Origin of the sequence: Microbacterium sp. IEGM 1404, assembly GCF_030056775.1 — a bacterium.
In the GTDB taxonomy this organism is placed as follows: Bacteria; Actinomycetota; Actinomycetes; order Actinomycetales; family Microbacteriaceae; genus Microbacterium.
On record NZ_JASHKP010000001.1, the window covers coordinates 193,761 to 219,508 of the forward strand.

General features: G+C 71.1%; 23 protein-coding genes and 1 tRNA gene. 15 read left to right on the forward strand and 9 right to left on the reverse strand.

All coding sequences use genetic code 11. The annotated features are described in order from the left end of the window. Positions 1-40: 40 nt before the first annotated feature. The 5 genes from QM517_RS00955 to QM517_RS00975 all read right to left on the reverse strand — a co-directional run bounded on the left by QM517_RS00955 (position 41) and on the right by QM517_RS00975 (position 6,293). Complete coding sequence (locus QM517_RS00955) at positions 41-1,753, reverse strand: sensor histidine kinase (protein WP_238592387.1); 1,713 nt, start codon at positions 1,751-1,753, stop codon at positions 41-43. A gap of 88 nt (positions 1,754-1,841) precedes the next feature. Continuing rightward, the gene (locus QM517_RS00960; RefSeq protein ID WP_077051994.1) at positions 1,842-2,534 is read right to left on the reverse strand and encodes a response regulator transcription factor; all 693 of its coding nucleotides are present in this window, start codon (positions 2,532-2,534) and stop codon (positions 1,842-1,844) included. Between the two features lie 69 nt (positions 2,535-2,603). Continuing rightward, on the reverse strand, positions 2,604-4,253 hold the full coding sequence (locus QM517_RS00965) for a DNA repair helicase XPB (protein ID WP_077051993.1): 1,650 nt from the start codon (positions 4,251-4,253) through the stop codon (positions 2,604-2,606). Between the two features lie 47 nt (positions 4,254-4,300). Next, positions 4,301-6,022: a helicase-associated domain-containing protein gene (locus QM517_RS00970; protein ID WP_283284509.1), complete on the reverse strand. Its 1,722-nt coding sequence runs from the start codon at positions 6,020-6,022 to the stop codon at positions 4,301-4,303. Between the two features lies 1 nt (position 6,023). Further along, entirely contained in the window at positions 6,024-6,293 is a 270-nt protein-coding gene (locus tag QM517_RS00975; RefSeq protein ID WP_077051991.1) for a multidrug ABC transporter ATPase, read from the reverse strand. A 107-nt stretch (positions 6,294-6,400) separates the two neighbouring features. On the opposite strand from QM517_RS00975, the gene QM517_RS00980 reads away from it, so the two are divergent. Next, the gene (locus QM517_RS00980; RefSeq protein WP_077051990.1) at positions 6,401-6,784 is read left to right on the forward strand and encodes a cold-shock protein; all 384 of its coding nucleotides are present in this window, start codon (positions 6,401-6,403) and stop codon (positions 6,782-6,784) included. Then, on the forward strand, positions 6,768-7,409 hold the full coding sequence (locus tag QM517_RS00985) for a DUF3027 domain-containing protein (protein WP_283284512.1): 642 nt from the start codon (positions 6,768-6,770) through the stop codon (positions 7,407-7,409). The genes QM517_RS00980 and QM517_RS00985 overlap by 17 nt, the downstream gene beginning before the upstream one ends. Before the next feature lie 164 nt (positions 7,410-7,573). Here QM517_RS00985 and serC read toward each other — a convergent pair whose 3' ends face one another. After that, positions 7,574-8,695, reverse strand: a complete 1,122-nt coding sequence (gene serC, locus QM517_RS00990) for a phosphoserine transaminase (RefSeq protein WP_283284514.1) — start codon at positions 8,693-8,695, stop codon at positions 7,574-7,576. A 96-nt stretch (positions 8,696-8,791) separates the two neighbouring features. Here serC and QM517_RS00995 point away from each other — a divergent pair, with 96 nt between their 5' ends. The 9 genes from QM517_RS00995 to QM517_RS01035 all read left to right on the forward strand — a co-directional run bounded on the left by QM517_RS00995 (position 8,792) and on the right by QM517_RS01035 (position 19,842). After that, complete coding sequence (locus tag QM517_RS00995; protein WP_077051987.1) at positions 8,792-9,490, forward strand: metal-dependent transcriptional regulator; 699 nt, start codon at positions 8,792-8,794, stop codon at positions 9,488-9,490. A 358-nt stretch (positions 9,491-9,848) separates the two neighbouring features. Then, positions 9,849-10,640, forward strand: a complete 792-nt coding sequence (locus tag QM517_RS01000) for a M23 family metallopeptidase (RefSeq protein ID WP_283284516.1) — start codon at positions 9,849-9,851, stop codon at positions 10,638-10,640. Positions 10,641-10,981: 341 nt separating this feature from the next. Next, a complete protein-coding gene (locus QM517_RS01005; RefSeq protein ID WP_077051985.1) occupies positions 10,982-11,479 on the forward strand; it encodes an HNH endonuclease in 498 nt (165 codons plus the stop codon). 57 nt (positions 11,480-11,536) lie between these two features. Beyond that, the gene (locus QM517_RS01010; RefSeq protein WP_283284519.1) at positions 11,537-12,094 is read left to right on the forward strand and encodes a cysteine hydrolase family protein; all 558 of its coding nucleotides are present in this window, start codon (positions 11,537-11,539) and stop codon (positions 12,092-12,094) included. Between the two features lie 84 nt (positions 12,095-12,178). After that, on the forward strand, positions 12,179-12,907 hold the full coding sequence (locus QM517_RS01015) for a hypothetical protein (RefSeq protein WP_238592386.1): 729 nt from the start codon (positions 12,179-12,181) through the stop codon (positions 12,905-12,907). Continuing rightward, positions 12,907-14,451 carry a DNA polymerase Y family protein gene (locus tag QM517_RS01020; RefSeq protein WP_303655334.1) on the forward strand — a complete coding sequence of 515 codons (1,545 nt, stop codon included), beginning with the start codon at positions 12,907-12,909 and terminating at the stop codon, positions 14,449-14,451. The genes QM517_RS01015 and QM517_RS01020 overlap by 1 nt, the downstream gene beginning before the upstream one ends. 42 nt (positions 14,452-14,493) lie before the next feature. After that, positions 14,494-17,928 (forward strand): error-prone DNA polymerase, encoded by a 3,435-nt coding sequence (locus tag QM517_RS01025; protein WP_283284521.1) that lies wholly within the window; start codon positions 14,494-14,496, stop codon positions 17,926-17,928. Between the two features lie 64 nt (positions 17,929-17,992). Further along, positions 17,993-18,997, forward strand: a complete 1,005-nt coding sequence (locus QM517_RS01030) for a DUF2510 domain-containing protein (RefSeq protein WP_283284523.1) — start codon at positions 17,993-17,995, stop codon at positions 18,995-18,997. A 179-nt stretch (positions 18,998-19,176) separates the two neighbouring features. Beyond that, complete coding sequence (locus QM517_RS01035) at positions 19,177-19,842, forward strand: peroxiredoxin-like family protein (protein WP_283284525.1); 666 nt, start codon at positions 19,177-19,179, stop codon at positions 19,840-19,842. Positions 19,843-19,964: 122 nt separating this feature from the next. Here QM517_RS01035 and coaBC read toward each other — a convergent pair whose 3' ends face one another. After that, positions 19,965-21,167 carry a bifunctional phosphopantothenoylcysteine decarboxylase/phosphopantothenate--cysteine ligase CoaBC gene (coaBC, locus tag QM517_RS01040; RefSeq protein WP_283284526.1) on the reverse strand — a complete coding sequence of 401 codons (1,203 nt, stop codon included), beginning with the start codon at positions 21,165-21,167 and terminating at the stop codon, positions 19,965-19,967. Positions 21,168-21,261: 94 nt separating this feature from the next. On the opposite strand from coaBC, the gene QM517_RS01045 reads away from it, so the two are divergent. Together QM517_RS01045 and QM517_RS01050 are read left to right on the forward strand one after the other, a co-directional pair. After that, complete coding sequence (locus QM517_RS01045) at positions 21,262-21,996, forward strand: NRDE family protein (RefSeq protein ID WP_283284528.1); 735 nt, start codon at positions 21,262-21,264, stop codon at positions 21,994-21,996. 16 nt (positions 21,997-22,012) lie between these two features. Then, positions 22,013-22,088: transfer RNA gene (locus QM517_RS01050), tRNA-Arg, on the forward strand. 104 nt (positions 22,089-22,192) lie between these two features. Here QM517_RS01050 and QM517_RS01055 read toward each other — a convergent pair. Then, positions 22,193-22,477: a Fe-S cluster assembly protein HesB gene (locus QM517_RS01055; RefSeq protein WP_077051979.1), complete on the reverse strand. Its 285-nt coding sequence runs from the start codon at positions 22,475-22,477 to the stop codon at positions 22,193-22,195. A gap of 123 nt (positions 22,478-22,600) precedes the next feature. Continuing rightward, complete coding sequence (locus tag QM517_RS01060) at positions 22,601-23,452, reverse strand: helix-turn-helix transcriptional regulator (RefSeq protein WP_283284529.1); 852 nt, start codon at positions 23,450-23,452, stop codon at positions 22,601-22,603. A 139-nt stretch (positions 23,453-23,591) separates the two neighbouring features. Between QM517_RS01060 and QM517_RS01065 the strand changes: the two genes are divergently transcribed. Both QM517_RS01065 and QM517_RS01070 read left to right on the forward strand, forming a co-directional pair. Beyond that, entirely contained in the window at positions 23,592-23,942 is a 351-nt protein-coding gene (locus QM517_RS01065; RefSeq protein WP_283284531.1) for a DUF485 domain-containing protein, read from the forward strand. Beyond that, entirely contained in the window at positions 23,939-25,555 is a 1,617-nt protein-coding gene (locus QM517_RS01070; protein WP_278102160.1) for a solute symporter family protein, read from the forward strand. The genes QM517_RS01065 and QM517_RS01070 overlap by 4 nt, the downstream gene beginning before the upstream one ends. Positions 25,556-25,748 lie beyond the last annotated feature (193 nt).

Here is a 25,748-nt window from a genome sequence, read left to right on the forward strand (position 1 = left end):
ACCGCGCAGCCGTCACCGCCCGGCGGAGCGCGCGGCGGGGCTACTCGTCGGCGATCTCGGGCCGGAGGGCCTCGGGGAGCCGCTCGAGCGGCTGCGTCGTGATGAGAGCGTGCTCGCTGGCATCCCGACGCTCTGCGAGCGGGAGCGACACCCGGAAGGTCGCGCCACCGCCGGGGGTGTCGGCCACCTCGACCTTCCCGTGCAGCAGGTCGACGATGGATGCCACGATCGACAGGCCGAGTCCGGAGCCGCCGGTTTCGCGGGTGCGTGAGGTGTCGGCGCGCCAGAAGCGCTGGAAGATCTGCTCGCGGATCTGCTCGGGCACACCTTCGCCGTGGTCGATGACCTCGATCCACCCCATGTCGGTCTCGGCATCCACCCCCACGCGCAAGCCGATGGGGGAGTCGTCCGGAGTGAACCGGCGGGCATTGCCGAGGAGGTTGGCAACGACCTGGCGGACGCGGTTCTCGTCGCCGAGGACGATCGGCGCCAGGCTCGCCACCCGCCGCGGCGGCGTGGTCGCGTCGACCGGGCCCTTCGGTGCCGCCTCGGTCTCCGCGGTGTCGCCGGCGTCGCGTCGACGCCGGAGTCGGGAGAGCGTCGCACCGGCGATCGCCATCGCCGAGGTGGTGGGCGCCGTCCGGCGTCGGCCGGGCGTCGCCGCGCCGTCCTCGGCGGGGAGTTCGGGATCGAGCGTCATGACGGGCAGGACGATGGCGGCGCGGCTGGTCGTGTCGTCGACGGTGACCTCGCGCTGCGGGGAGGTCACGCGCAGGTCGAGCGCGGCATCGCGGGCGATGGGACGCAGATCGAGGGTCGTGATCGCCACATCGCGTCGCTCGTCCAGGCGCGCGAGCGCGAGGAGGTCTTCGACGAGGGCACCCATGCGGATGGCTTCCTTCTCGATGCGCTCCATGGCCTGGGCCACGTCCTCATCGGATCGGATCGCCCCCATCCGGTACAGCTCGGCGTACCCGCGCATCGTCACGAGCGGAGTGCGCAGTTCGTGGCTCGCGTCGCCGATGAACCGGCGCATCTGCCGGACCGTGGCATCCCGCTGATTCAGGGCGCCGTCGATGCGCCCGAGCATCGCGTTGATCGCCGCCTTGAGCCGGCCCACCTCGGTGTCGGGGACGATGTCCGTCAGACGCTGACTGAAGTCGCCCGCGGCGATGTCCATGGCCGTCGTCTCGACCTGGCCGAGGCTGCGGAAGGTCAGCGTCACCAGGGCACGCGTCAACAGTGCGCTCGCGATCAGGATCAGCAGCGCCACGAAACCGTAGATGCCGACGTACGCCGCCACGATCCGGTCGGTCGGCGCCAGCGGCTGGATGACCATCTGGGTGTAAAAGCTGTTGTTGCCCGGTACCTGCAGCAGACCCACCCGCGCGATGAAGTGCTGCCCGGAGACCGGGTCGTCGAGGTCGATGCGACGGTCGACCTGGCTGTAGGTCTGCTCGACCGAGAAGGTCTCGGGCAACTGCGGCACGGTCTTCATCGCCGTGCCGTTGTAGAACGCCACGCGCTGCCCGTCGGGACCGTAGACGACGACCATCGAGCCGATCTGCGGGGCGTTGTCGACCTGCGTGAAGGTGAGCTGGCCTTCGACGTCATCGGTGACGAAGATGCTGTTGGCGATGTTGCCCGCCGCCTGCTGGCCCAGCTGTTCGTCGAGGTTGTTGATGAGCGTCGTACGCAGGAACACGAGCGTGCCGATGCCGGCGGCGACGAGCCCGACGGCCAGCAGCGTCACCGTGACGCCGGTGACCTTCGTGCGAAGGCTCAGCCGGCGCCACCAGTGCGTCAGTGCATCGTCGGAGTTCTCCAGGATCGCGCTCCGCTCAGGCGGTCTTGCCGGACTTCAGCATGTAGCCGAATCCGCGCTTGGTCTGAATGAGCGGCTCGGAGGAGTGCGGGTCGATCTTGCGGCGCAGGTAGGAGATGTAGCTCTCGACGATGCCCGCGTCGCCGTTGAAGTCGTACTCCCAGACGTGGTCGAGGATCTGCGCCTTGGAGAGCACGCGATTCGGGTTCAGCATCAGGTAGCGGAGGAGCTTGAACTCGGTGGGGCTGAGGTCGATCGAGACGTCGCCGACGTTGACGTCGTGCGTGTCCTGATCCATGGTCAGCTCACCCGTGCGGATCACCGACTCCTCGTCCGCCTGCATCGTGCGGCGGAGGATCGCCTGGATGCGGGCCACGATCTCATCCAGGCTGAACGGCTTGGTGACGTAGTCGTCGCCGCCGGCGTTCAGGCCGGTGATCTTGTCCTCGGTCTCGTCCTTGGCCGTCAGGAAGAGGATGGGGGCGGTGTAACCGGCCCCCCGCAGGCGCTTGGTGACGCTGAACCCGTTCATGTCGGGCAGCATCACGTCGAGCACGATGAGGTCGGGTTCCTCCTCGAGGACCGCGGAGATGGTCTGCGCGCCGTTGGCGACGGCGCGGACCTGGAATCCGGCGAAACGCAGGCTCGTGATGAGCAGGTCGCGGATGTTGGGTTCGTCGTCGACGACGAGGATGCGCGGTGCTGTCATGCGCCCATTATCGTGACTCCACCCAAGGAACCGCTGGATATCGCGAGAAACGCCGAGTCCTGGTAGTGCTCAGGCGGCCTCGGCGACGATCCCCTCGGCATCCAGGATCGTGTAGGCGTAGCCCTGCTCGGCGAGGAAACGCTGACGGTTCTGCGCGAAGTCCTGGTCGACGGTGTCGCGGGCGATGAGCGTGTAGAAGCTCGCGGTGTGGCCCGACTGCTTCGGCCGGAGCAGACGGCCGAGGCGCTGCGCCTCCTCCTGGCGCGACCCGAACGAGCCCGACACCTGCACGGCGACGGAGGCCTCGGGGAGGTCGACCGAGAAGTTCGCGACCTTCGACACCACGAGCAGCGAGATCTCGCCCTCGCGGAAGGCCTGGAACAGCTCCTCGCGTTCGGAGACCGGCGTGGCGCCCGTGATCTTCGGCGCATCGAGCGCTTCCGAGAGCTCGTCGATCTGGTCGAGGTACTGTCCGATCACGAGGACGCGTTCGCCCGGATGCCGATCGACGAGGCGCCGCACGACGTCGATCTTGGCCGGTGCGGTCGCCGCGAGGCGGTACCGATCCTCGTCGGCGGCGGCGGCGTACTCGAGCCGCTCGTCGGCGGGCAGGTCGATGCGCACCTCGTAGCAGGCCGCGGGGGAGATGAAGCCCTGGGCCTCGATCTCCTTCCACGGCGCGTCGAACCGCTTGGGGCCGATGAGGCTGAAGACGTCGCCCTCGCGTCCGTCCTCGCGCACGAGGGTTGCGGTGAGTCCGAGACGGCGGCGGGCCTGCAGATCGGCGGTGAGCTTGAACACCGGCGCGGGAAGGAGATGCACCTCGTCGTAGAGGACGAGCCCCCAGTCGAGCGCGTCGAGGAGGGCCAGGTGGGCGTACTTCCCGCCGCGCTTCGCCGTCAGGATCTGGTACGTCGCGATCGTGACCGGCTTGATCTCCTTGGACTGGCCGGAGTACTCGCCGATCTCCTCGGGGGTCAGGCTCGTGCGCCGGAGGAGCTCGTCGCGCCACTGGCGCGCGCTGACCGTGTTGGTCACGAGGATGAGGGTCGTCGTCCGCGTCTCGGCCATCGCGCCCGCGCCGACGAGGGTCTTCCCCGCGCCGCAGGGAAGCACCACGACTCCGGAGCCGCCCTCCGAGAACGACTCCACCGCCTGCCGCTGGTACGGACGCAGCTTCCAGCCGTCCTCGGCCAAATCGATCGGGTGGGGCGTCCCGGGCGTGTACCCCGCGAGGTCTTCGGCCGGCCAGCCGATCTTCAGCAGCTCCTGCTTGATGTGGCCGCGCGCCCACGCGTCGACCGTGTAGCTGTCGGGAGTCGGGTGGCCGATGAGCAGCGGAGAGATCCGCTTGTTGCGCGAGACCTCGCTGAGCACCGCGGGGTCGGTGGAACGCAGCACGAGCGCCCCGTCCTCGTCGCGCTCGATCACCAGACGTCCGTACCGGCCCACCGTCTCGCGGATGTCGGTGCTCACGGACGCCGGGACCGGGAACCGCGACCACCGGTCCAGCGTCTGCAGCATCGCATCGGCGTCGTGTCCGGCCGCGCGCGCGTTCCACAGCCCGAGCCGCGTGATGCGGTACGTGTGGATGTGCTCCGGAGCGCGCTCGAGTTCTGCGAAGACCGCGAGCTCGTGCCGCGCGGTCTCCGCATCGGGGTGCGCGACCTCCAGGAGCACCGTGCGGTCGCTCTGGACGATGAGGGGACCGTCAGCCATAGCGTTCGATTCTACCGGTGCGTCGGGAGCGGGTCGCCGGTCGACGCTCAGGAGGCCGGGCTGATCGAGTCGATGTGCGACAGCGGCAGAGTGCGTTCGACGTCTGCGGCGCGATCCCGCCCGCGCAGGCGCCCGCCGCCGAGTCCCGTGGCCTCGAGTCGGAACACGCGCGCGGATCCGTCCGGCAGCCGCACAGTGACGTCGATCACGGCGCGAGCGCGCACCGCCTGATCGAGTTCGCGCTCGAGCCACGCGGCATCCGAGTCTTCGCCGCCGGCCCGCAGGCGCGCGATGAGCGGACCGTAGAGCTCGGAGGGCTCGTCGGGTGTCGCGGCCGCGGCCAGCTTCGCCCGCTCGACCGCCCGTGGGCGCCCGTCCGCGTCGACGGCGACCGTCGGATACCGGGCGTCGCTCAGGGCCCAGAACACGACGTCGGCCGCGACGTGCGTGATGAGCTCGTCGTCCGAGCGACTGAGCGCCACCGAACGCAGCGACGTGTCGACCTCCATCGCGCGCAACAGGGTCTCGTCGTCCGTGCGGACAGTGGTGAGACCGGATGCCGTGTCCGCACTCACGCGGACCCTCCCGTGCTCCGCGGAGGTGCGTTCGATGACGTAGGCGAGCGGCTGCGGCAGCCCGGTGAGCGAGATCCCGGTGAGGAAGTCGCGGAGGCTGTCGGCCGTCTCGCCGGCGGTGATGGCCGCGCCGATCGTCGCCGCGCTGAATCGGTAGCTCGACGCCTGCGCGCGCGACTCGCGCGCCGCCATCCCGCGCAGCCGGACATCGAGGTGCGGGGCGAGCGGCCCCGGCGCGATCGCGGTCAGGTCGTTCTGCAGGTAGACCTTGTCGACCTCCGGCGGGAGCAGGTCGCGCAGGACCGAGGTGTCGACGTCGGCGCCCTCGGCCAGACCCCGACCCCAGGGGGGAACCGCGCCGCGGGCGTCGAGGAGGCCCCATGCCCGCAGGCGGTGCGTCCATCGCGCGGCGCGCTCGGGTCCGGCGGGGTCGAAAGGGGTGGCTCCGGCCCAGGTGGGCTGCGGCATCCACCCGCCCGAGGGTGCGCGGTAGGCCCGGGGCAGCGTGTCGCGCAACGTGCGGGCGGTCGATGCCCACCGCTCGAGCGTGGGCAGACGCAGCCACGCGCGCCCTGCCGAGGTCACGAGCCAGGCGCGGCCGTTCGTGCCCAGCAAGCCCGTGCGGGCGGCCAGGCCCACCAGCAGATCGGCTTCCTCCCCCGACGGGGCGGCTCCGGCATCGACGAGTCGCCGGCGTTCGCTCGCGCCGAGCGACCCCGACCCGATCCGTCCGAGGGGGGACTCCAGCGTGAGCAGAAGGACATCGGCCAGCGCCGCGGCGTTGGTGAAGGCCGACTCGGCGGCGGCTGCGTCGTCCGAGGCCTCGGCGACGGCATCCGAGGATGCCGCGGGCAACCCGTCGGGAGCCGCGTCCTTCACGGCGGTCGCGACCGCGGCGTAGGCGCGGCCGTCGTCGTCGACGAGGGCGCGATCGTGGAGCGCACGACCGACGGGGCCGATTGCCGGGATGCCGTCGTCCACCGCGGCGACGAGCGCTTCGGCTTCCACGCGCGCGAGCAACGGCAGCGCGCGTGCGATCGAGGCGGGGTCGAGCAGCGCGTCGGCGGCGTCGAACATGTCGCGCCACGTCGCGGAGGCCGACACGTGGCGATCGGAGAGGAGGCGGGCGAGGACCTCGTCGTCGAACGCGCTCAGCGAGACCGCCAGCGCACGTTGGTCGGAGGTCTCGGCCACGTCAGCGTCCCTTGTTGGCGCGTGCCCTTCGCACGAAGCTCATGATGAGCACGGCCATCATCATGAGAAAGGCGATCGGGAGGGCGATCAGGGGCAGGACCACGACGGTGGGCCAGATGCCCTCGCCGAAGTTCGTCACGCCGGCGGGTCGCGCGAGGATGACGGTGAAGAAGCACACGATCGACAGGATCCCGAGACCGAGGGACATGAAGGCCAGGATCCGGTCGATACGACGGATCGGGACGTCGCCGTCGGGGGTGCGCGTGCTCATCGTCGTCAGCCTACTGCCTGGCGGCCGTGCCGTAGGCTGGGGGGCCGGGATCCGATCGGGTCCCGTGTTCCGCCGCGCTCTTCGCGCACATATCCAGCGAGGTGTCCATGCCCACCGGCAAGGTCAGGTTCTACGACGACGAGAAGGGCTTCGGCTTCATCACCACCGATGACGGCCAGGACGTGTTCCTGCACGCCACCGCCCTGCCCGCCGGGACCCCCGGGCCGAAGGCCGGCACGCGACTGGAGTTCGGCGTCGCCGACGGCAAGCGCGGCCTCCAGGCCCTCTCCGTGCGCGTGGTCGAGGCTCCCGTCAGCATGGCGAAGCGGTCGCGCAAGCCCGCTGACGACATGGCGATCATCGTCGAAGACCTCGTGAAGCTCCTCGACGGCATCGGGGGCGACCTCCGTCGCGGGCGCTACCCCAGCGGGGCGCACGCCAAGAAGATCGCCGCGGTCCTGCGCAAGGTCGCCGATGACTTCGAAGCCTGAGCCCGTCGCCGACGAACGGCTCCTCCACGCGCACGACCTGGCGCTGGCCGCGCTCCACGAGATCACTCCGGCCGAGACCGTCGGACCGGCCGCCGGTCACGTCGTGGAGGCCGACGACGTCGTCTCGCTGCGATTCCACACGCGTCTCGCCGGGTATCCGGGGTGGTACTGGACGGTGACCGTCGCGCTGGTCGAGGACTCGGAGCCGACCGTGCTCGAGGCCGAACTGCTGCCCGGGGACGGCGCGCTGCTGGCTCCCGACTGGGTGCCGTGGGCCCAGCGCCTGGCTGAATACCAGGCCGCCCAGGCCGCGGCGGCCGCCGCCGGTGACGAGTCCGACGACGAGCTGGCCGACGACCTCGACGACGACGACGACGATGACGACGCCGATGACGAGACCGACGACGATGACGACGAGCCGAAGGCGCGCCTGCACGCGGGAGACCTCGACGGCGTCGACATCGACGAGCTGGACGAGTCGGCCAGCGCTTCGGACGACGACGAAGACGACGCCGACGAAGACGCCGAGGACGACGACGCCGAGGACGACGACGCCGAGGACGACGACGCCGAGGATGACGACGATCCCGACGGGGACGACGACGAGCGCGAGCGCAGCTACTGAGTCGACCGGCCGTCCGGGGAGTCCCACACGGGTTCCTCGGATGGCGGGGGCTCCGACGAGGGTGCCTCGGTGCTGTCGCGCGCGCCTCTGACCGAGCTGCGTTGCTCCCGGGAACGGCGGAAGCCGCCCCGCGCAGGTCGGGACGGCTTCCGGTCGAGAGGGGCTCAGGCCGAGGGCAGGTGCTCGATCGTGTAGTCGATCGCGCCGATGAGGCGGCGCACGTCGTCGGGCTCGATCGAGACGAACGTGGCGATGCGCAGCTGGTTGCGGCCGAGCTTGCGGTACGGCTCGGTGTCGACGATTCCGTTGGCGCGCAGGCTCTTCGCGATCGCGGCGGCATCGATCGACTCGTCGAAGTCGATGGTCACGACGACGGGGGAGCGGTCGGCGGGGTCGGCGACGAACGGGGTCGCGACCTCGCTCGCCTCGGCCCACGCGTACAGCGCGGACGAGGACTCCTGCGTACGGGCGCCGGCCCACGACAGGCCGCCGTTGTCGAGGATCCAGCCGAGCTGCTCGTCGAGGAGCAGGAGGGTCGCAAGCGCCGGCGTGTTGAGCGTCTGCTGCAGTCGCGAGTTGTCGACCGCGTTCTTCAGGCTCAGGAACTCCGGGATGTAGCGATCGGATGCCGCGATACGCTCGATGCGCTCGATCGCCGCCGGTGAGACCGCGGCGTACCAGAGACCGCCGTCCGAACCGAGGTTCTTCTGCGGGGCGAAGTAGTAGACGTCGGCCTGCGTCACGTCGAAGTCGATGCCGCCCGCGGCACTGGTCGCGTCGATGACCGTCAGGGCTCCGGCATCCCCGTGCACACGCGTCACGGGAGCGGCGACGCCGGTGGAGGTCTCGTTGTGCGGCCAGGCGTAGACGTCGACGCCCTCGACGGCTTCCGCGCCGGCCCGGGTGCCGGGCTCGGCGCGACGCACGTCGGGCGCCTGCAGCCACGGAGCGGCAGCGGCGGCGGCGAACTTGCCGCCGAACTCGCCCGAGACGAGGTTCTGGCTGCGGTTCTCGATGAGTCCGAAGGCGGCGGCATCCCAGAATGCGGTCGACCCGCCGTTGCCCAGGATGATCTCGTACCCCTCGGGCAGGCGGAACAGCTCGGCGAGTCGTTCGCGCGTGCTGCCGACGAGGTTCTTGACGGGTGCCTGGCGGTGCGAGGTCCCGAGGATCGTCGCCCCGCGGGTGACGAGCGCCTCGAGCTGCGCACCGCGCACCTTCGAGGGGCCGCATCCGAAGCGGCCGTCGGCGGGCAGGAGGTCGGTGGGAAGGTCCACGTGCGGCATGCGTCGATTCTAGGGCGGGGGTCCGTCGCGTCCGGCGCGTGTGTCGGAGGGGGTCGGTAGGCTGGGAGGACCGCTACGAGGCCCGAGGACTCCTGAATGACCGATCTCATCGACACCACCGAGATGTACCTGCGCACGATCCTCGAGCTCGAGGAAGAGAACATCGTTCCGCTGCGCGCGCGCATCTCCGAGCGGCTCGGCCACTCCGGTCCGACGGTTTCGCAGACCGTGGGGCGCATGGAGCGCGACGGCCTGGTCGTCGTTTCCGAAGACCGCCGGCTCGAGCTCACGGGCGACGGGCGGCAGAAGGCCGTCGACGTCATGCGCAAGCACCGTCTCGCCGAGCGCCTCCTGAGCGATGTCATCGGCCTGGACTGGGCCTACGTGCACGACGAGGCCTGCCGCTGGGAGCACGTCATGAGCGAGCAGGTCGAGCGTCGGCTCGTCGAGCTGCTCGGTCACCCCACCGAGTCCCCGTACGGCAACCCCATCCCGGGCCTCGACCAGCTGGGCGACGTGGCCGGGGCGACCTTCGAAGAAGGCGTCGTGGGCCTCGTGCGGAAGCTGACGGATGCCGGGGAGCCCATCTCCGGCACGGTCCGGCGTCTGGCCGAGCCGGCGCAGGTCGATCCCGAACTGCTCCAGCAGCTCAAGGCCGCGGGAGTCCTCCCCGGGGCGCGTGGCCACTACCGCTTCAACGAGGGGTACGTGCTCGTCGAGATGGACGGCGTCGACGAGGGGCTCGAGCTCCCCGTCGAGGTCGCCTCGCACATCTTCCTCGTCGACGAAGCCTGATCGCGTCGACGCGGGAGATCGTCGTATCCCGGACATCGCCTGTACACCCCGTCGCTAGGCGTGACAGTTTCGTTATCTTCGGGTAGCCTCTGAGGGTCCACAGGCGAGAAGCCCGCCGTCGGACCCCTCGCGGTTTGCCTCCACGGCTCGTCGTCCGCAGAGGGTGAAGCCCGCACATCGTGCCCCCAATCGAGTGCTGACGAGCCAGCGTGTACCACGCAGAGGCGCCGGAGGAAATTTGGCTGAACACACCGATCCCGTTGCGGACCTGCCCGAGGTCCCGGCGACGGGTCAGACTCGAAAGAGCGCGCGCGCCGCGGTCGCCCGACCCGCTCGCCGCCCCCAGCGGACACCCGCCGTGGCCTCTTCGGCCGTCGCCCGTCCCGCTCCCGCCCCCCGATCCTCGTCGTTCCGACGCGGCGCGAAGCCGCTGCGCAGCGCGGTGATCCTCTCGATGGTCGCCGGCCTCGTCGCGACCGTCGCGATCCCCGCGTACGCCGCGTCGCACCCCGCGGCCGAGACCGTGACGCTGCAGGAGATGTCGGCTCCCGACAACCAGTCGCTCGTCGTCGCGTCGAACGCGAACGCCGAGACGCTGGACCGCAGCAGCTACTCCGCCACCACGGCCGAAGAGATCCAGAAGAAGAAGGATCAGGAGGCCGCCGCAGCGGCTGCCGCCGAACGTGCCCGGCAGCTGGCCGCGAGTGCGAACGTCGCCGTCTCCTCGGTCAACCTCAACATGACCGCGCCCGGTTCGGGCGAGGTCCGGTGGCCGATCACCAACTACATCCTCGGTCGCGGGCTGTGGGACTCCGGATACCACCAGGGCGTCGACCTGCTCGCTCCCCAGGGGCAGCCGATCTTCGCCGCCGCCGCCGGTGTCGTGAGCGTCTCGTCCGAGAGCTACGGCGGGTACGGCGTCGGCATCGTGATCGAGCACGTCATCAACGGCCAGAAGGTCTCGACGACCTACGGGCACATGACGTACGGCAGCCGCCAGGTCCAGGCGGGCCAGACCGTCGCCGCGGGCCAGCTCATCGGCCTCGTCGGCTCGACGGGCAGCTCGACGGCCAACCACCTCCACTTCGAGGTGCACATCAACGGCTCCGTGGTCGACCCGTACGCCTGGCTGCAGCAGAACGCGGGCTGAACACCGAAGTCCTCAGACGGCGTGCTGGAGACGATCGTTCTCCGACACGCCGTCTGTCGTTTCCCCGTGGAGCGGACCCCGGGCGTGTCGCGGTGGGTTAGCCTATTCGCGACGTCGGGAGAACCGAAGGGAACGCTGATGGACACCATGCCTCGCATCCGCACCATGGATGCGCTCGGGCTGCTCGTCCTTCGGCATCGTGTGAGCGGATGCCGCGGCCTCACCGCGGCTTCCGAGGCGCTGTCTGCATAGACAGCGCCTTTTTTCATGCCCCTGCGCCTCTTCCACCGTCGAGAGTCGAACATCCGAGAAGCCGTCTCGGCCATTCGAGAGGAAACGGAATGCGCACACTGGTGCTGAACGCGGGCTACGAGCCGCTCGCCGTCGTGTCGTTCAAGCGGGCCCTCGTGCTCGTGATGAACGAGAAGGCCACCGTCGTCGAACGCGTGGACGGTGATCCCGTATGGGCGGCGGCGGGGACGTACGATCGCCCCGCGGTGATCATCCTCACGCGCTACGTGCGCGTTCCGGGCGCCCGTCGCGTTCCGGTGACCCGGCGGGGGGTGCTGCGTCGCGATGCGCACCGCTGCGGCTACTGCGGGAAGGCCGCGTCGACCATCGACCACGTGCTTCCCCGCTCGCGCGGGGGGAAGGACACGTGGGAGAACCTCGTGGCCTGCTGCCTGCGGTGCAACAACATCAAGGGCGACCGCACGCCCCAGGAGATGATGTGGGAGCTGCGTCTGATTCCGGGGCCCCCTCACGGGTCGTCCTGGACGGTGCGCGGAGTCGACAAGTCCGACCCCCGATGGGAGCCGTACCTGGCGCTGGCGGCATAGGCGTCACCTCTGCCCCGAGGCGGTGCGCGGCATCCCGGTCGGTGGTGTGATGGAGGCATGACTCGTGCTCTCCTCGTGATCGACATGCAGCGTGGCTTCGACGACCTCGATTTCTGGGGGCCGACCGCCAATCCGGACTGCGAGGCCAACGTCGGTGCCCTCGTGGAGCGCTGGGTGGCCGACGGGGAGCCCGTCGTCGTCGTGCGCCACGACTCGCGGTCGGAGGGATCTCCGCTGCATCCGGCGTCGCCGGGGAACGCCCTGGTCGACGTCGTCGCGGCTGTCGAGCCGGCTCTGTTCCTCACGAAGATCGTCAACTCCGCGTTCTACGGCGACCCCGATCTGCACGCGTGGCTGGGGGAGCGCGGCATCCGGGAGATCGTCATCTGCGGTATCCAGACGAACATGTGCGTGGAGACGACGGCGCGGATGGCGGGCAATCTCGGATACGACGTGACCGTCGCGCTGGATGCCACCCGCACCTTCGATCTGTCGGCCGAGGTCGCGGGGCTCGGGGTCGTGACGCGCTCCGCGGCCGAGCTGATGGCCGCGACCGGGCTGGTGCTGCAGCAGGGCGGATTTGCCCGGATCGCGCGGACCGCCGACCTGATCTGAGCCGCCCGCCGCGATGTCGGAGGGGGATCGTATCTTCGAACCACAGGGATTGAGAGTGTAGAACACATGTTCTAACCTGTGGGAGTGAGGGCGATCGTGCGAGACCAGGCGGAGGCCGTTCCCGACATCCACGCGCTCCGGGATCGTCTCGAGCGGATGCAGGGGCGGCGCCTGGACGCGCCGGTGCTGCCGACGCACCCCGCCTTCACGTCGCTGCTTCCCGGCGGTGGCCTGCGATCGGGGTCGGCGTACGCGATCGCCCGCTCGATGTCGCTGCTGCTGGCGCTCATGGCCCGCCCCTCTCAGGACGGCGCGTGGTGCGGGGTCGTCGGCATGCCCGAGCTGGGCGCCGAGGCCGCCGAGAAGTACGGGCTCGACCTCGACCGGCTCGTCTTCATCCCCGATCCGGGGCCGCGGTGGCTGGCGGTCACGGCCACGATCGCCGAGGTCCTGCCGGTGGTGGCGGTACGCCCCCCGGCCGGAGCGAACACCGCCCGCGGAGGGGCCGAGGCCACCCGACTCGCGGCGCGGCTCCGCGATCGCGGCACCGTCCTGCTGGTGCAGGGGGCGTGGCCGCAGGCGGAGGCCGTGATCGACGTCGCCGATCCGCGGTGGGCGGGTCTCGGCCAGGGGCACGGGTATCTCGCTGGCCGCGAGCTGACGGTGTCGGTCAGCAGCAAGCGCACCCCCACGGCACGTCGGGCGCGCATGCTGCTCCCCGCCGCCGACGGATCGATCGAACTGCTCGGTGCTCCCACCGAGAGACTCCTCCCGCGGGAGCGGACGGAGTACCGGCAGCGGGTGGCGGGATGATGCAGGAGCCCACCCGCAGCCTCGTCCTGTGGTTGCCCGACTGGCCGGTCCTGGCCTATCGTCGCGAAGCCGTTCGACCTCCGCGGGCCGACGCACCCCTCGCGGTGTTCGAGAACAACACCGTCGTGGCCTGCTCCGCCGCGGCGCGTGCCCAGGGCGTGCGCAGGGGCCAGCGGCGCCGTGACGCTCAGGCATTGTGTCCGTCCGTCATCGTCGTCGCGGCCGATCCCGTGCGCGACGCGCGCGTGTTCGCCCCCGTGGTGGCGTTGGTGGAGGAACACGCCCCGGGGGTGCAGATCGTGCGTCCCGGACTCTGCGCCCTTCGTGCGCGCGGTCCGGCGCGGTATTACGGCGGCGAAGAAGAAGCGGCGCGCATGCTCGTCCGGCTCCTGGCGGACGAGGGGTTCGCGGATGCCCGGGCGAGTGTGGCCGACGGGGTCTTCACCGCCGAACACGCCGCCCGCGTCACCCGTGCCGACGAGCCGGTGCGAGTGGTGCCCGGCGGGCAGGCGGCTGCGTTCCTCGCCCCGCTCCCGGTGACCTCTCTCGACGACGTCGATCTTGCGAGCCTGCTGGCGCGCCTCGGGGTGCACACCCTGGGCGAGTTCGCCGCGATGCCCGTCGAGCGTGTTCGCGAGCGCTTCGCCGAGCGCGGGGCGCGACTCCACGCCCTCGCCTCCGGGCGCGACTCCCAACCGGTGCAGCCCCGCACGCCTCCGCCCGAGCTGCACCGCGAGGTCGCCTTCGAGCCGCCGCTCGAACTCGCCGACCAGATCGCCTTCGGCATGCGCATCGCCGCGGAGGAGTTCATCGCGCGCCTGGGGGAGCAGAACCTGGTGTGCACCGAACTGCGCGTGGTGCTCTCGGGCGAACGCGGGGAGCGCAGCGAACGCGTCTGGCTGCACCCCGGGTCGTTCGACGCCGGTGCCGTGGTCGATCGCGTCCGCTGGCAGCTCGCCGAGGACGGCCGGGGCATCTTCGGCAGCGGTGTGGCCGGGGTGTCCATCGAACCCGAGGCGGTCGATGACGCGGCGCACCACGCCAAGGGCCTCTTCGGCGCGGGACCCGACGAACGGGTGCACCACGCCCTCTCCCGCGTGCAGGCCATGCTCGGGCACCGCGCCGTCGTCACCCCCGTCATCGGCGGGGGCCGCTGGCTGGCCGAGAGGCAGGTGCTGGTGCCCTGGGGGGACCGCGCGGTCACGGCGAAAGACCGTGCCCGGCCCTGGCCGGGAAGTCTCCCCGACCCGCTGCCGGCCACCGTGTATCCCGAGCCGCGACTGGTCGAGGTCACCGACATCGCGGGGGCGTCGGTCACCGTGGGGGAGCGGGACGCGCTGAGCGCCCCGCCGGCGGTCCTCGACGCCGGCGGGCGCCGGGTGCGGATCCGCGAGTGGGCGGGGCCCTGGCCGATCAGCGAACGCGGGTGGGATCCGCTGCGCCGGCGCCACGCCCACCGCTTCCAGGTGGTCGACGCTGACGGCGGTGCGTGGCTGCTCGTCGTCGAAGAGGGCGAATGGCGGGCGGAGGGGCGTTATGACTGACCGACCCCGGGTCGCGCGCACCCGGCGGACGGGGGAGGGCTGATGGGCTTCCACAATCCGCCGGTGAAGTGGTCGGAACTCGAACGGGCGCTGAGTGACACGAGGCGACCGGCCTCGACACCGGCGAACGGCGACGGCGGCGACAGCCCCGCGTGGTCGCACAAGCGCGGGCCCTACGTTCCCCCCGCCATCGAGCGTCCCGTCGACGCCGTCCCGTACGCCGAACTGCACGCGCACTCGTCGTACTCCTTCCTCGACGGGGCGTCCTCGCCCGAAGAGCTCGTCGAAGAGGCCGAGAAGCTCGGTCTCCACGCGCTCGCGCTCACCGATCACGACGGTTTCTACGGCATCGTCCGGTTCGCCGAGGCAGCCGAGGCGCGCACCGTCCGCACCGTCTTCGGCGCCGAGCTCTCGCTCGGGCTCCCGGGGCCGCAGAACGGTCAACCCGATCCCACCGGTTCGCATCTGCTCGTGCTCGCCCGCGGCGAAGAGGGGTACCACCGGCTCGCCGCGGCGATCACGCACGCCCAGCTCGCCGGCGGCGAGAAGGGGCGACCGGTCTACGACCTCGCCGATCTGGCCGAACGCGCCGGCGGCCCCGCGGATCCGCAGTGGGCGATCCTCACCGGATGCCGGAAGGGGGCGGTGCGTCGGGCCCTGGCATCCGAGGGTCCGGCCGGAGCCGCTCGCGCGCTCGATCGTCTGGTCGATCTGTTCGGACCCGCCGCCGTACACGTCGAGCTCATGAACCACGGCTCTCCGCTGGATTCGGCCCACAACGACCTGCTCGCCGCGCTCGCCGCCGAACGCGGGCTCCCCGTGCTCGCCACGAACAACGTCCACTACGCCGCACCGAAGAAGGAGCTGCTGGCCGCGGCGGTCGCCGCCGTACGCGCCAACCGCAGTCTCGACGAACTCGACGGGTGGCTGCCCGCGCACGCCGGGGCGCACCTGCGCTCGGGGGCCGAGATGGCCGCGCGGTTCGCGCGCTACCCGGGAGCGGTGGCGCGGACCGTCTCGCTCGCCGACGAGCTCGCCTTCCCGCTGCGGCGAGCCAAGCCCGCGCTTCCGAAGCAGACCGTCCCCGAGGGGCACACGCCGATGTCGTGGCTGCGGCACCTGGTGTGGGAGGCCGTACCGCGGAAGTATCCCCGCCTCTCCGCCGACGATCGCGATCGCATCGAGCGCGAACTCGCCGTCATCGAGATGAAGGACTTCCCCGGGTATTTCCTCATCGTCTACGGGATCGTGGCCGAGGCACGGCGGCGCGGCATCCTGTGCCAGGGGCGGGGATCGGCGGCCAACAGCGCCGTCTGCTACCTGCTCGACATCACCGCGGTCGACTCGATCTTCTACCGCCTGCCGTTCGAACGCTTCCTGTCGAGCCTGCGCGACGAAGAGCCCGACATCGATGTCGACTTCGACTCCGATCGTCGCGAAGAGATCATCCAGTGGGTGTACGAGACCTACGGCCGCGACCGCGCGGCGCAGGTCGCCAACGTCATCCAATACCGACCCAAGAACGCCGTGCGCGACATGGCCCGCGCCCTGGGGCATTCCCCGGGCCAGCAGGACGCCTGGTCGAAACAGGTCGAACGGTGGGGGGCGACGCTCGAGACCGGCGCCGATCACGACATCCCCGACGAGGTCATCGAGTTCGCGGCCGAGCTGCTGAAGGCGCCGCGGCATCTCGGCATCCATTCCGGCGGCATGGTGCTCACCGACCGGCCCGTCGGCGAGGTCGTGCCGATCGAGCACGCCCGCATGGACAACCGCACCGTGATCCAGTGGGACAAGGACGACGCCGCCTGGATGGGGCTGGTGAAGTTCGACCTGCTGGGGCTCGGCATGCTCGCGGCGCTGCAGTACTGCTTCGACCTGATCCGGGATGCCACGGGCGAGCACTGGGAGCTGTCGACGCTGCCGAAGGAGGAGAAAGCGGTCTACGACATGCTGTGCCGCGCCGACTCGATCGGGGTGTTCCAGGTGGAGTCCCGCGCTCAGATGGGGCTGTTGCCGCGTCTGCAGCCCCGGCGCTTCTACGACCTCGTGGTGCAGATCGCCCTGATCCGCCCGGGGCCCATCCAGGGCGGTGCCGTGCACCCCTTCGTGCGCCGCAAGCTCGGGCAGGAGCCGATCACCTACGTGCACGAGAGGCTGCGTCCGGTGCTCGAACGGACGATGGGCGTCCCGGTGTTCCAGGAACAGCTCATGCAGATGGCCGTCGCGGTGGGCAACTGCTCCGCCGAGGATGCCGACCTGCTGCGGCGTGCGATGGGGTCGAAACGCGGGCTCGAGCGCATCGATTCGCTGCGCGAGAAGCTCTACGCCGGCATGGCCGAGAACAACCTCGTCGGCGCGGTCGCCGACGAGCTGTACGCGAAGATCCAGGCGTTCGCGAACTTCGGGTTCGCAGAGTCGCACTCGCTCTCGTTCGCCCTGCTGGTCTACGCCAGCTCGTGGATCAAGCTGCACTATCCGGCGGCGTTCCTCGCGGGGCTGCTGCGCGCGCAGCCGATGGGGTTCTACTCGCCCGCGACGCTGACCGCCGACGCCCGCCGCCACGGGGTGCGGGTGCGTCGCCCCGACCTGCTGCGGTCGGGGGTCGAAGCCGGCCTCGAGCCGCTCGACGACGAGACCGGAGGGCCGGATGCCGATCGCCGCCGCCCCGCGACCGGACTCGACGCGTGCGCGTGCGCCGACCAGCTTCCGACGGGGGATTTCGACCGTTCGGCCCCCGACGAGACCGAGGCGCACCGGCGGGACGGGGCGTTCGCGGTGCGGATGGGGCTCGCCGGTGTCACCGGCATCGGGGTGAAGGTCGCCGAACGCATCGTCGCCGAACGCGAGAGCGGCGGTGCGTACCGCGACCTGCGCGATCTGGTGCGCCGGACGGGCCTCGTCACCGCCCAGCTCGAGGCACTCGCCACCGCCGGGGCGTTCGAATGCCTCGGGCACTCGCGACGCGAGGCGATCTGGCTGTCGGGGTCGGCGGCGCAGGACCGGCCCGAGTTCCTGCCGGACTCGGTGGCGTTCGTGCAGCCGCCGTTGTTCACCGATCCGTCGAGCTACGAGGTGCTCGCCGCCGACCTGTGGGCCACGGGGCTCTCCACCGACGACCATCCGCTCACGCATTTCCGTTCCGCCCTCGACGCCCGCGGTGTGCTCACCTCGCGCGAACTGCGGTCGGCCGAGACCGACCGCCGGGTCGAGGTGGCGGGACTCGTCACGCATCGGCAACGGCCGGCGACGGCATCCGGGATCACGTTCCTCAACCTCGAGGACGAGCACGGCCTCATGAACATCGTGTGCTCGGTGGGGGTGTGGAACCGGTATCGACGGATCGTGCGGGAATCGCCCGCGCTCATCGTGCGGGGCATGCTCGAGAGATCGGTCGAGGGGGTCACGAACGTGGTCGCCGACGGATTCACGGATCTCCGCGTGGGTGTGTCGCACGTCTCCCGGGACTTCCGGTGACGGCGAAGGCCTTCACTAGACTCGGGGGATTCACGCCATGCCGACGCATCACAGGGGGAACGACATGACCGACACGCCCACTCCGCCCGACGGCTGGTACCCCGACCCCGCGGGAAGCGGCGGACTGCGCCGGTGGAACGGCACGGCGTGGACCGACGACGTGCGGCCCTCCGCCGAGGCTCCCGCGGCTCCGGACGCACCGGAGTCCGCGCCCGCCGCGCCGGCCGCAGCCCCCGAGACTGCGCCCGCGGTCGATGCCCCCGAGACTGCGCCCGCGCCCGCCGCCCCCGTCGCGCCGGAGGCCGCGCCCGAGGCGCGGGCCGCGGACACCCCGCCCGTCCCGCCGGTGGCCCCGCCCGTCCCGCCGACGCCCCCCGTCTCCGCCGGCGCCGCAGTGCCCGCCTACCCCGGTGCCCCCGCCTATCCCGGTGCCCCGGCCTACCCCGGCGCCCCGGCTCAGCCCGGCGCGGCAACACCGACGGGGCCCGGCGCCCCGGTCGCTCCCGGCTACCCGACGGCTCCCGGCTACCCGACGGCTCCCGCGGCTCCCGCGGCCGCCGCGCCCGCTCGCGCCGACGTCTCGACGAACACGGTCTGGATCTGGCTCGCCGTCGCGCTTCCGCTGCTGTCCGTGTCGACGCTGTTCCTCTTCGACTGGCAGACCTACGTCCAGGAGTCCGTCTACGCCTCGGCCTACCCCGAGCAGGCCCCCTACCTGGCGTCGTCGTCCCTGGCGGTGACGGCCGGCACGTCCATCTTCAGCCTCATCATCGTCGCCCTGACGGTGCTGTTCGCGTTCCTGGACTGGCGTCAGCTGCGCGCCCGCGGCATCCAGAAGCCCTTCCACTGGGCGTGGAGTTTCACCGTCCTCGTCATCTCCAGCGTCGGTGTGTACGTCATCGGACGCGCGGTCATCCTGCGGCGCCAGACCGGTAAGGGTCTCGCTCCGGTCTGGGGGTGGATCGCGGTGACGCTGGTGACGATCATCGCCGTATCCATCTGGGTCGTGGCGCTGTTCAGCTCGATCGTCCCGATCCTCGAGCAGCTGCAGTACTCCACCGGATACTGACCCGGCGGCGGGACGAACGCCGCCTAGCATCTCTTTCCGGGGCCGGGGTCGTTCAGGCCCAACGTGTCGGCCTTTGACCCTCTGTCTCACCGGATGACAGCGACGGTCCTCGCGGTTCGGGAGCGTTTTACGCTCCTCGAACCGGCGCTCGACGTCGATATCCACCCGGGAGAACGCACATGTCCACATCGTCCATCGCCCAGCAGGTGAACGAGTTCAACGTCGGTTTCGAGGAGCAGATCGGCGACCGTCTGGCTGCGGTCTTCGCCGGGGAGCAGAGCGATCTGCGGGACGCCGGCGTCCCCGCCGGTGTGCGCTCCGTCGGCGACTCCGCTCCGGATGCGGACCTCCTCACGCCGGAGGGGGCGACGACGTCGCTGTCGGCCGCCCGCGGCGAGGGGGCGGCGGTCGTCGTGTTCTACCGCGGCGCATGGTGCCCGTACTGCAACGTCACGCTCCGCACGTACCAGGAGGAGCTCCTGCCCGTCCTGCGGGAACGGGGCGCGCACCTCATCGCGATCTCCCCGCAGACTCCCGACGGGTCGGCGCAGAGCGTCACGAACGGGTCGCTCGAATTCACGGTGCTCTCCGACCCGTCCAACGTCCTGGCGGAGCAGTTCGGGATCGTGACCGAGCCGAGCAGCGCCGCCCGGTCGGCGCATACCGACCTCGGGTTCGACGTGGCCGACAGCAACGCCGACGGCACGGCGCGCATCCCGTTCCCGTCCGTCTTCGTCCTCGACGCCGACGGGGTCATCCGGTTCGCCGACATCCACGTGGACTACACCACGCGCACCGAGCCGAGCGAGATCGTCGCCGCGCTCTCCGCTCCGACCGCCGTCTGATCCGCGGCGCGGACCACGACCCGCGGCGGTCGGGTCGGGTCCGTGCCCGGACGCATGCCGCCGTTCCGGCGATCCCTCAACGCGCCGCCGGAACGGCGGCAGGACTTCGGACGGGAGACCCGTCAGCGCGTCCGCGCCGTCAGAACGGCGTCGAGAAGTGCGTGAGCGGTGTCGTCCTTCGTCCCGGATGCCGCCGACACGACGTCGCCGTCGCGCCCCACGATCGTGAGGGCGTTGTCGGCGGACTCGAAGCCCTGCGTCCACCCCACGGCGTTCGCGGCGAGGAGGTCGACGCCCTTGCGTGCGGCTTTGGCGCGGGCGCGCTCGAGGAGCTCCTGCTCGCTGTCGACGGTCTCGGCGGCGAACGCCACGATCGTCTGGCCGGGTCGGCGTGCGGCCACGAGCCCCGCCACGACGTCGCGGTTCTCGACCAGGTCGAGCGTGAGTGTGCCGGGGGACTCCTGCTTGCGGAGCTTGTGCTCCGACACCGCGGCGACGGAGTAGTCGGCGACCGCCGCGGCCATGACGATGACGTCGGCGTCGGGGGCCGTGGCATCCATCGCCCGTCCGAGCTCGTCGGCGGTGCCCACGGAGATCACCTCGACGCGCGGATCTGGGCGGACGTCGCCGTCGAGGTGCGCGGCGACGAGCGTCACGGTCGCACCGCGAGCCGCGGCGGCGCGCGCGATCGCGACACCCTGGCGCCCGCTCGACCGGTTGCCGAGGAACCGGACCGGGTCGATCGGTTCGCGGGTGCCTCCGGCGCTGACGAGCACCGAGAGGCCGGCGAGGTCGCGCGGGCGTTCCACGAGGGCGAGCGCGGTGGCGACGATCTCCTCGGGCTCCGACATGCGTCCGGGGCCGCTGTCACCGCCGGTGAGCGCGCCGTCCGCCGGTCCGACGACGTGCACGCCGCGGGCACGGAGGACGTCCATGTTGTGCGCGGTCGCGGGGTGGCGCCACATCTCGGTGTGCATCGCCGGGGCGACCACGACCGGTGCGGTCGTCGCGAGGAGCGTGGTCCCGAGGAGGTCGGACGCGAGCCCCGCGGTCATCGACGCGAGCGTGTTCGCCGTGGCCGGCGCGACGATCACGAGTTCGGCCGCCTGGCCGAGCGCGACGTGGCGGACCCGGGCGACGTCGTCGTGCACCGACGTCGTCACCGGGTTGCGGCTGATCGCCTCCCACGTCGGCAGGCCGACGAAACGCAGGGCGTCGTCGGTGGGGACGACGTGCACGTCGTGCCCCGCCTTCACCAGCAGTCGGACGAGCCCGACGGTCTTGTAGGCGGCGATGCCCCCGGTCACTCCCACGACGACGAACATGGGCCCAGTCTTCCAGGTGGATGCCGATCCGCGGCGCCCCGTGACGGTCGCCGCACCGCCCGGCACGCGTTCCCGCGCGGGTAGCGTGGACGCAATGTGCACCGTGGTCGTCGACGTCCCGCGCGAGAGCGGCCGGCCCGTCCGGATCCTGGCCGTCCGTGACGAGGACCGGCATCGTCCGTGGCGGGGTCTCGGACCCTGGTGGCCCGAACAGCCCGGGGTGCGCGGCGTCCGCGACGACCGCGCCGGCGGGGCGTGGCTCGCGATCGATCCGGCCGCCCGGCGCCTGGCGGTGCTGCTGAACCGCGAAGACCTGTCGCAACGCTCCGACGTGGAGGTGGTCAGTCGGGGCGGCATCCCGCTGCAGTCCGTGGCGGGGACGCTCCCGCAGGATCCGCCCACACGCGGGTTCAACCTGGTGGAGGTGGATGCCGACGGCGCCACCGTCGTGGAATGGGACGGTCTCGCGGCCCGGCGCACCCGGCTCGCCCCCGGCACGCACATGATCGCCCATCACGCGCCCGACGATCGGGGTACGCCGCGCATCGGCCGCTGGCTCGACGACTTCCGCCGGGCGGGAATCGCGACCGGCGACGAATGGTGGGGACCGTGGCTCGACGTGGTCGCCGCCTCCACGGCCGATCCGTCCGCCTCGGTGCTGCGGCGGGACGCGCACGACGACGTCGTGCTCGAGTCGCTTCTCGCCTGCGTCGCCTCCGTGGGCCCGGACGGCGTGGACGTGCGCGAGGCCGTGCTGTCGGAGCCGGGGGAGTGGGACGAGGCTCTCGCCGAGCACCTGCGCGCCGGAGCTCCGGCCGGCCCGCAGTAGGCTGGAAGGCAATCCCGCCTCCGTAGCTCAGGGGATAGAGCGCCGCACTCCTAACGCGGGCGTCGCAGGTTCGAATCCTGTCGGGGGCACCAGATCACTCCTGGCCCCTCGGACGCACCGGGCCTCGTGACGGGGACGCACCCGCCCCCGGACACGACGATGCCCCGGCGCGCAGCCGGGGCATCGTCGAACGGCGTCAGGCCTGGGCGGTCACCGCGAACTGCACGGAGCCCTGGCCGTCGACCTGCGCGTCGAGCACGCGGTCATCCAGCACCTGGGCGGCGTCGGCGTCGAGGAAGACGCGCGCGCCGGAGTTCTCCACGACGGCATCTTCGGGCTCGGGACCGTCGACGACCGACAAGCGGAACTGCGAATCAGGCGACCCGGCACCCTCGATGCGCACGCCGCCCTGGGCGGCGTCGGGCAACTGGGCGGCGATGGTCTTGACGGCGGTGGTGGCCTCTTCGGTGAGCGTCAGCATGTGGCTCTCCTTCTGTGTCGACGTCAGGGGCCAGCCACGATGCCGAGAATGCGAGCCCGTCTCAAGCTCTCAGCGCCATTCCCAGGGGATACCCACGGACCGTCCAGGGGCTTCCTCAGCGCGTCACGGCAGCAGACCGACCCGGCGCGCCCGGGCGACGGCGGCATGCCGGGTCGAGGCATCCAGCTTGGACATCGCCGATGCGAGATACGACTTCACGGTGGTTTCGCGGAGGGCGAGAGATGCCGCGATCTCACCGTTGGTGGCACCCACCGCAGCGCAGGAGAGCACATCGAGCTCGCGGCGGGAGAGGTGGATGCCGGCCCCCTCCGGGTCCATCGACACATCGCCGGAGAGCGCGGCGAGGCGTGCCTCGAGTTCCTCCAGCCGTCGGCGCACGCCGTCGTCGTGGACCGTCGCGGCGATGCTGCGGAGCTGGGCGTAGCTCTGCCGGATCTCCTCCCGCGCGCCGGCGCTCAGGCCGTCGTCGCCGGGCGTCGCGGCGGCGAGGCGACGGTCGACCTCGTCGCGCACGCGCAGTTCGGTGCCGAGCTCGCCGGCGACGTCGAACGCCGGCCGCGCCTCGCGCTCACCGAGCGGGGCCTGCGCCCATGAGCCGCAGTACAGGACGCCACGGGCGCTGCCGCGGACCAGCACGGGTACGGCGAACAGCGTCGCGATGCCCTCGCCGAGGATCGCGCGGTCGTAGTCATGGGTGATGGTGCGGGCGTTGCGGTAGTCCAGGGCCAGTCGCGGGCGCCGTTCGACGAGCGCCCGACCACCGAGGCCGCGCTCGGCGTGGACGACGAGCCCCTCGATGCTGCGCGTGCGCGCCCCGACGATCGTGGAGACGTGGACGGCGCCGTCGTGCTCGAGACCGCCGAAGGCGACGGGGAAGTGCGTGCGTCGGGCGAGCTCGGTCACCGCGTGCGACACGAGCGTCGCGTCGTCACGGAGTGCGGCCGGTGCTCCCACGAACTACCTACTTCCGGGGGTGACGGCTGCGTCGCCGCCTTTCGTAGCGTCGACCCTACCATCGGGAAGGTTCTCCGACCCGGTGTTTTCCCCCCGTCCGGTGCCGCATGGCACCGGTCTCATGAGGCAAGGAGGCCACATGACGGATAGAAGGATCGACGGCGCCCCGCGCGGCGTCGACTACATCGCGATCGAGGAGTCCGCCCCGTTCCGGGAACTGAAGAGGCGTCAGCGCAGCTTCGTCTTCCCCATGGCCGCGGCGTTCCTCGTCTGGTACTTCGTGTACGTGCTGCTGTCGTCGTTCGCGCCGGACTTCATGGCGCAGCCGGTGTTCGGCGCCGTCACGGTGGGTCTGGTGTTCGGGCTCGGACAGTTCGTGACGACGTTCGCGATCACCATGGGTTACGTCGCCTACGCGAACCGCCGCCTCGACCCGGGGGCCGAGCAGTTGCGGGAAGAACTCGAGCGCGCCGAGCGGGGTGAATCGTGAACGAGGTCTTCGGTACTGTGCACGCCGCCGTGCAGACGGTCGAGAACAACCCGGTCCTCAACATCTCGATCTTCGGGGCGTTCGTGGCGGTGACGCTTTTCATCGTCATCCGCGCCAGTCGCAACAGCAAGACCGCCGCGGACTACTACGCAGCGGGGCGGTCGTTCACCGGGCCGCAGAACGGGTTCGCCATCGCCGGCGACTACCTCTCGGCGGCGTCGTTCCTCGGAATCTGCGGGGCCATCGCGATCAACGGGTACGACGGGTTCCTGTACTCGGTGGGCTTCCTGGTGGCGTGGCTGGTCGCGCTTCTGCTCGTCGCCGAGCTCATGCGCAACACGGGCAAGTTCACGATGGCCGACGTGCTGTCGTTCCGCCTGAAGGAACGTCCCGTCCGGATGGCCGCGGCCATCACGACGCTGGCGGTGTGCTTCTTCTATCTGCTCGCGCAGATGGCGGGGGCGGGCGGCCTCGTCTCGCTGCTGCTCGGCATCACCGAGCGCGTGGGGCAGTCGATCGTCGTCGCGGTCGTCGGCATCCTGATGATCGTCTACGTGCTGATCGGCGGCATGAAGGGCACCACCTGGGTGCAGATCGTCAAGGCGTTCCTCCTGATCGGCGGCGCCGTCGTCATGACGATCTGGGTGCTCGCGATCAACGGGTTCAACCTGAACACGCTGCTCGAGAGCGCGGTCGCGGCATCGCCGAAGGGAGAGGCGATCCTCGGACCCGGCCTGCAGTACGGCGCGAACCCGTGGGACTTCATCTCGCTCGCCCTCGCGCTCGTGCTCGGAACGGCGGGTCTCCCGCACGTGCTCATGCGGTTCTACACGGTGCCGACCGCCAAGGAGGCGCGCCGATCCGTCGTGTGGGCGATCTGGTTGATCGGCCTGTTCTACCTCCTGACTCTGGTGCTCGGCTATGGCGCCGGTGCCCTGGTCGGTCCGGAGGCGATCCTGGCGGCTCCCGGCGGAGTGAATGCGGCGGCGCCGCTGCTCGCGCTCGCACTGGGCGGTCCGATCCTGCTCGGGTTCATCTCGGCGGTGGCGTTCGCGACGATCCTGGCGGTGGTGGCGGGCCTCACGATCACCGCGGCCGCGTCGTTCGCGCACGACATCTACGCGAACGTCGTGAAGAAGGGAAACGTCCCCCCGGACGGCGAGGTCAAGGTCGCGCGTCGGACCGTGGTCGTCATCGGCATCCTCGCCATCGTGGGTGGCATCGGTGTGCAGGGTCAGAACGTCGCGTTCCTCGTGGCGCTCGCCTTCGCCGTCGCCGCCTCGGCGAACCTGCCCACGATCCTGTACTCGCTCTTCTGGCGGCGGTTCAGCACCCGCGGTGCCGTGTGGAGCATGTACGGGGGACTGGGCTCGGCGCTGGTGCTGATCTTCCTGTCGCCGGTGTTCTGGGGCACGCCGACGAGTGTCTTCGCGAACGCGGGAGTCGCGATCTGGCCGCTGAACAATCCGGGCATCGTGTCGATCCCGCTCGGGTTCCTGCTCGGATGGCTCGGCTCGATCACCTCGACCCGCAAGGAGGACCCGCGGAAGGCGGCCGAGATGGACGTGCGTTCTCTCACGGGCTTCGGTGCCGAGAAGGCGTCGAGCCACTGAGGGTGTTCTCCGCCGCCCGGGTCCGGCCACGTGTCGGGTCGGGGCGGCGGGGACGCGTCGGCGCCGCGAAGCGAGACCCGATCCGTGCCGCAACCGCCGGCGACGCCCAAGCGACACCGGTCCGGGGCGCGACCGTGGGCGCCGAGGCGCGAGTCCCGCCCGCCCGCGCCCTCGCGCTCCCTACGCCGGGGCG

What these genes read in the sequence shown, in the direction of transcription:
- QM517_RS01045 (WP_283284528.1), top strand. Translation starts at nt 21,262, where the DNA reads ATGTGCACCGTGGTCGTCGACGTCCCGCGCGAGAGCGGCCGGCCCGTC.
- QM517_RS01055 (WP_077051979.1), bottom strand. Translation starts at nt 22,477, where the DNA reads ATGCTGACGCTCACCGAAGAGGCCACCACCGCCGTCAAGACCATCGCC.
- QM517_RS00975 (WP_077051991.1), bottom strand. Translation starts at nt 6,293, where the DNA reads ATGAGCACGCGCACCCCCGACGGCGACGTCCCGATCCGTCGTATCGAC.
- QM517_RS01010 (WP_283284519.1), top strand. Translation starts at nt 11,537, where the DNA reads ATGACTCGTGCTCTCCTCGTGATCGACATGCAGCGTGGCTTCGACGAC.
- serC (WP_283284514.1), bottom strand. Translation starts at nt 8,695, where the DNA reads ATGCCGCACGTGGACCTTCCCACCGACCTCCTGCCCGCCGACGGCCGC.
- QM517_RS01030 (WP_283284523.1), top strand. Translation starts at nt 17,993, where the DNA reads ATGACCGACACGCCCACTCCGCCCGACGGCTGGTACCCCGACCCCGCG.
- QM517_RS01005 (WP_077051985.1), top strand. Translation starts at nt 10,982, where the DNA reads ATGCGCACACTGGTGCTGAACGCGGGCTACGAGCCGCTCGCCGTCGTG.
- QM517_RS01065 (WP_283284531.1), top strand. Translation starts at nt 23,592, where the DNA reads ATGACGGATAGAAGGATCGACGGCGCCCCGCGCGGCGTCGACTACATC.
- QM517_RS00960 (WP_077051994.1), bottom strand. Translation starts at nt 2,534, where the DNA reads ATGACAGCACCGCGCATCCTCGTCGTCGACGACGAACCCAACATCCGC.
- QM517_RS00985 (WP_283284512.1), top strand. Translation starts at nt 6,768, where the DNA reads ATGACTTCGAAGCCTGAGCCCGTCGCCGACGAACGGCTCCTCCACGCG.
- QM517_RS00995 (WP_077051987.1), top strand. Translation starts at nt 8,792, where the DNA reads ATGACCGATCTCATCGACACCACCGAGATGTACCTGCGCACGATCCTC.
- QM517_RS00965 (WP_077051993.1), bottom strand. Translation starts at nt 4,253, where the DNA reads ATGGCTGACGGTCCCCTCATCGTCCAGAGCGACCGCACGGTGCTCCTG.
- QM517_RS01025 (WP_283284521.1), top strand. Translation starts at nt 14,494, where the DNA reads ATGGGCTTCCACAATCCGCCGGTGAAGTGGTCGGAACTCGAACGGGCG.
- QM517_RS01020 (WP_303655334.1), top strand. Translation starts at nt 12,907, where the DNA reads ATGCAGGAGCCCACCCGCAGCCTCGTCCTGTGGTTGCCCGACTGGCCG.
- QM517_RS01035 (WP_283284525.1), top strand. Translation starts at nt 19,177, where the DNA reads ATGTCCACATCGTCCATCGCCCAGCAGGTGAACGAGTTCAACGTCGGT.
- coaBC (WP_283284526.1), bottom strand. Translation starts at nt 21,167, where the DNA reads ATGTTCGTCGTCGTGGGAGTGACCGGGGGCATCGCCGCCTACAAGACC.
- QM517_RS00980 (WP_077051990.1), top strand. Translation starts at nt 6,401, where the DNA reads ATGCCCACCGGCAAGGTCAGGTTCTACGACGACGAGAAGGGCTTCGGC.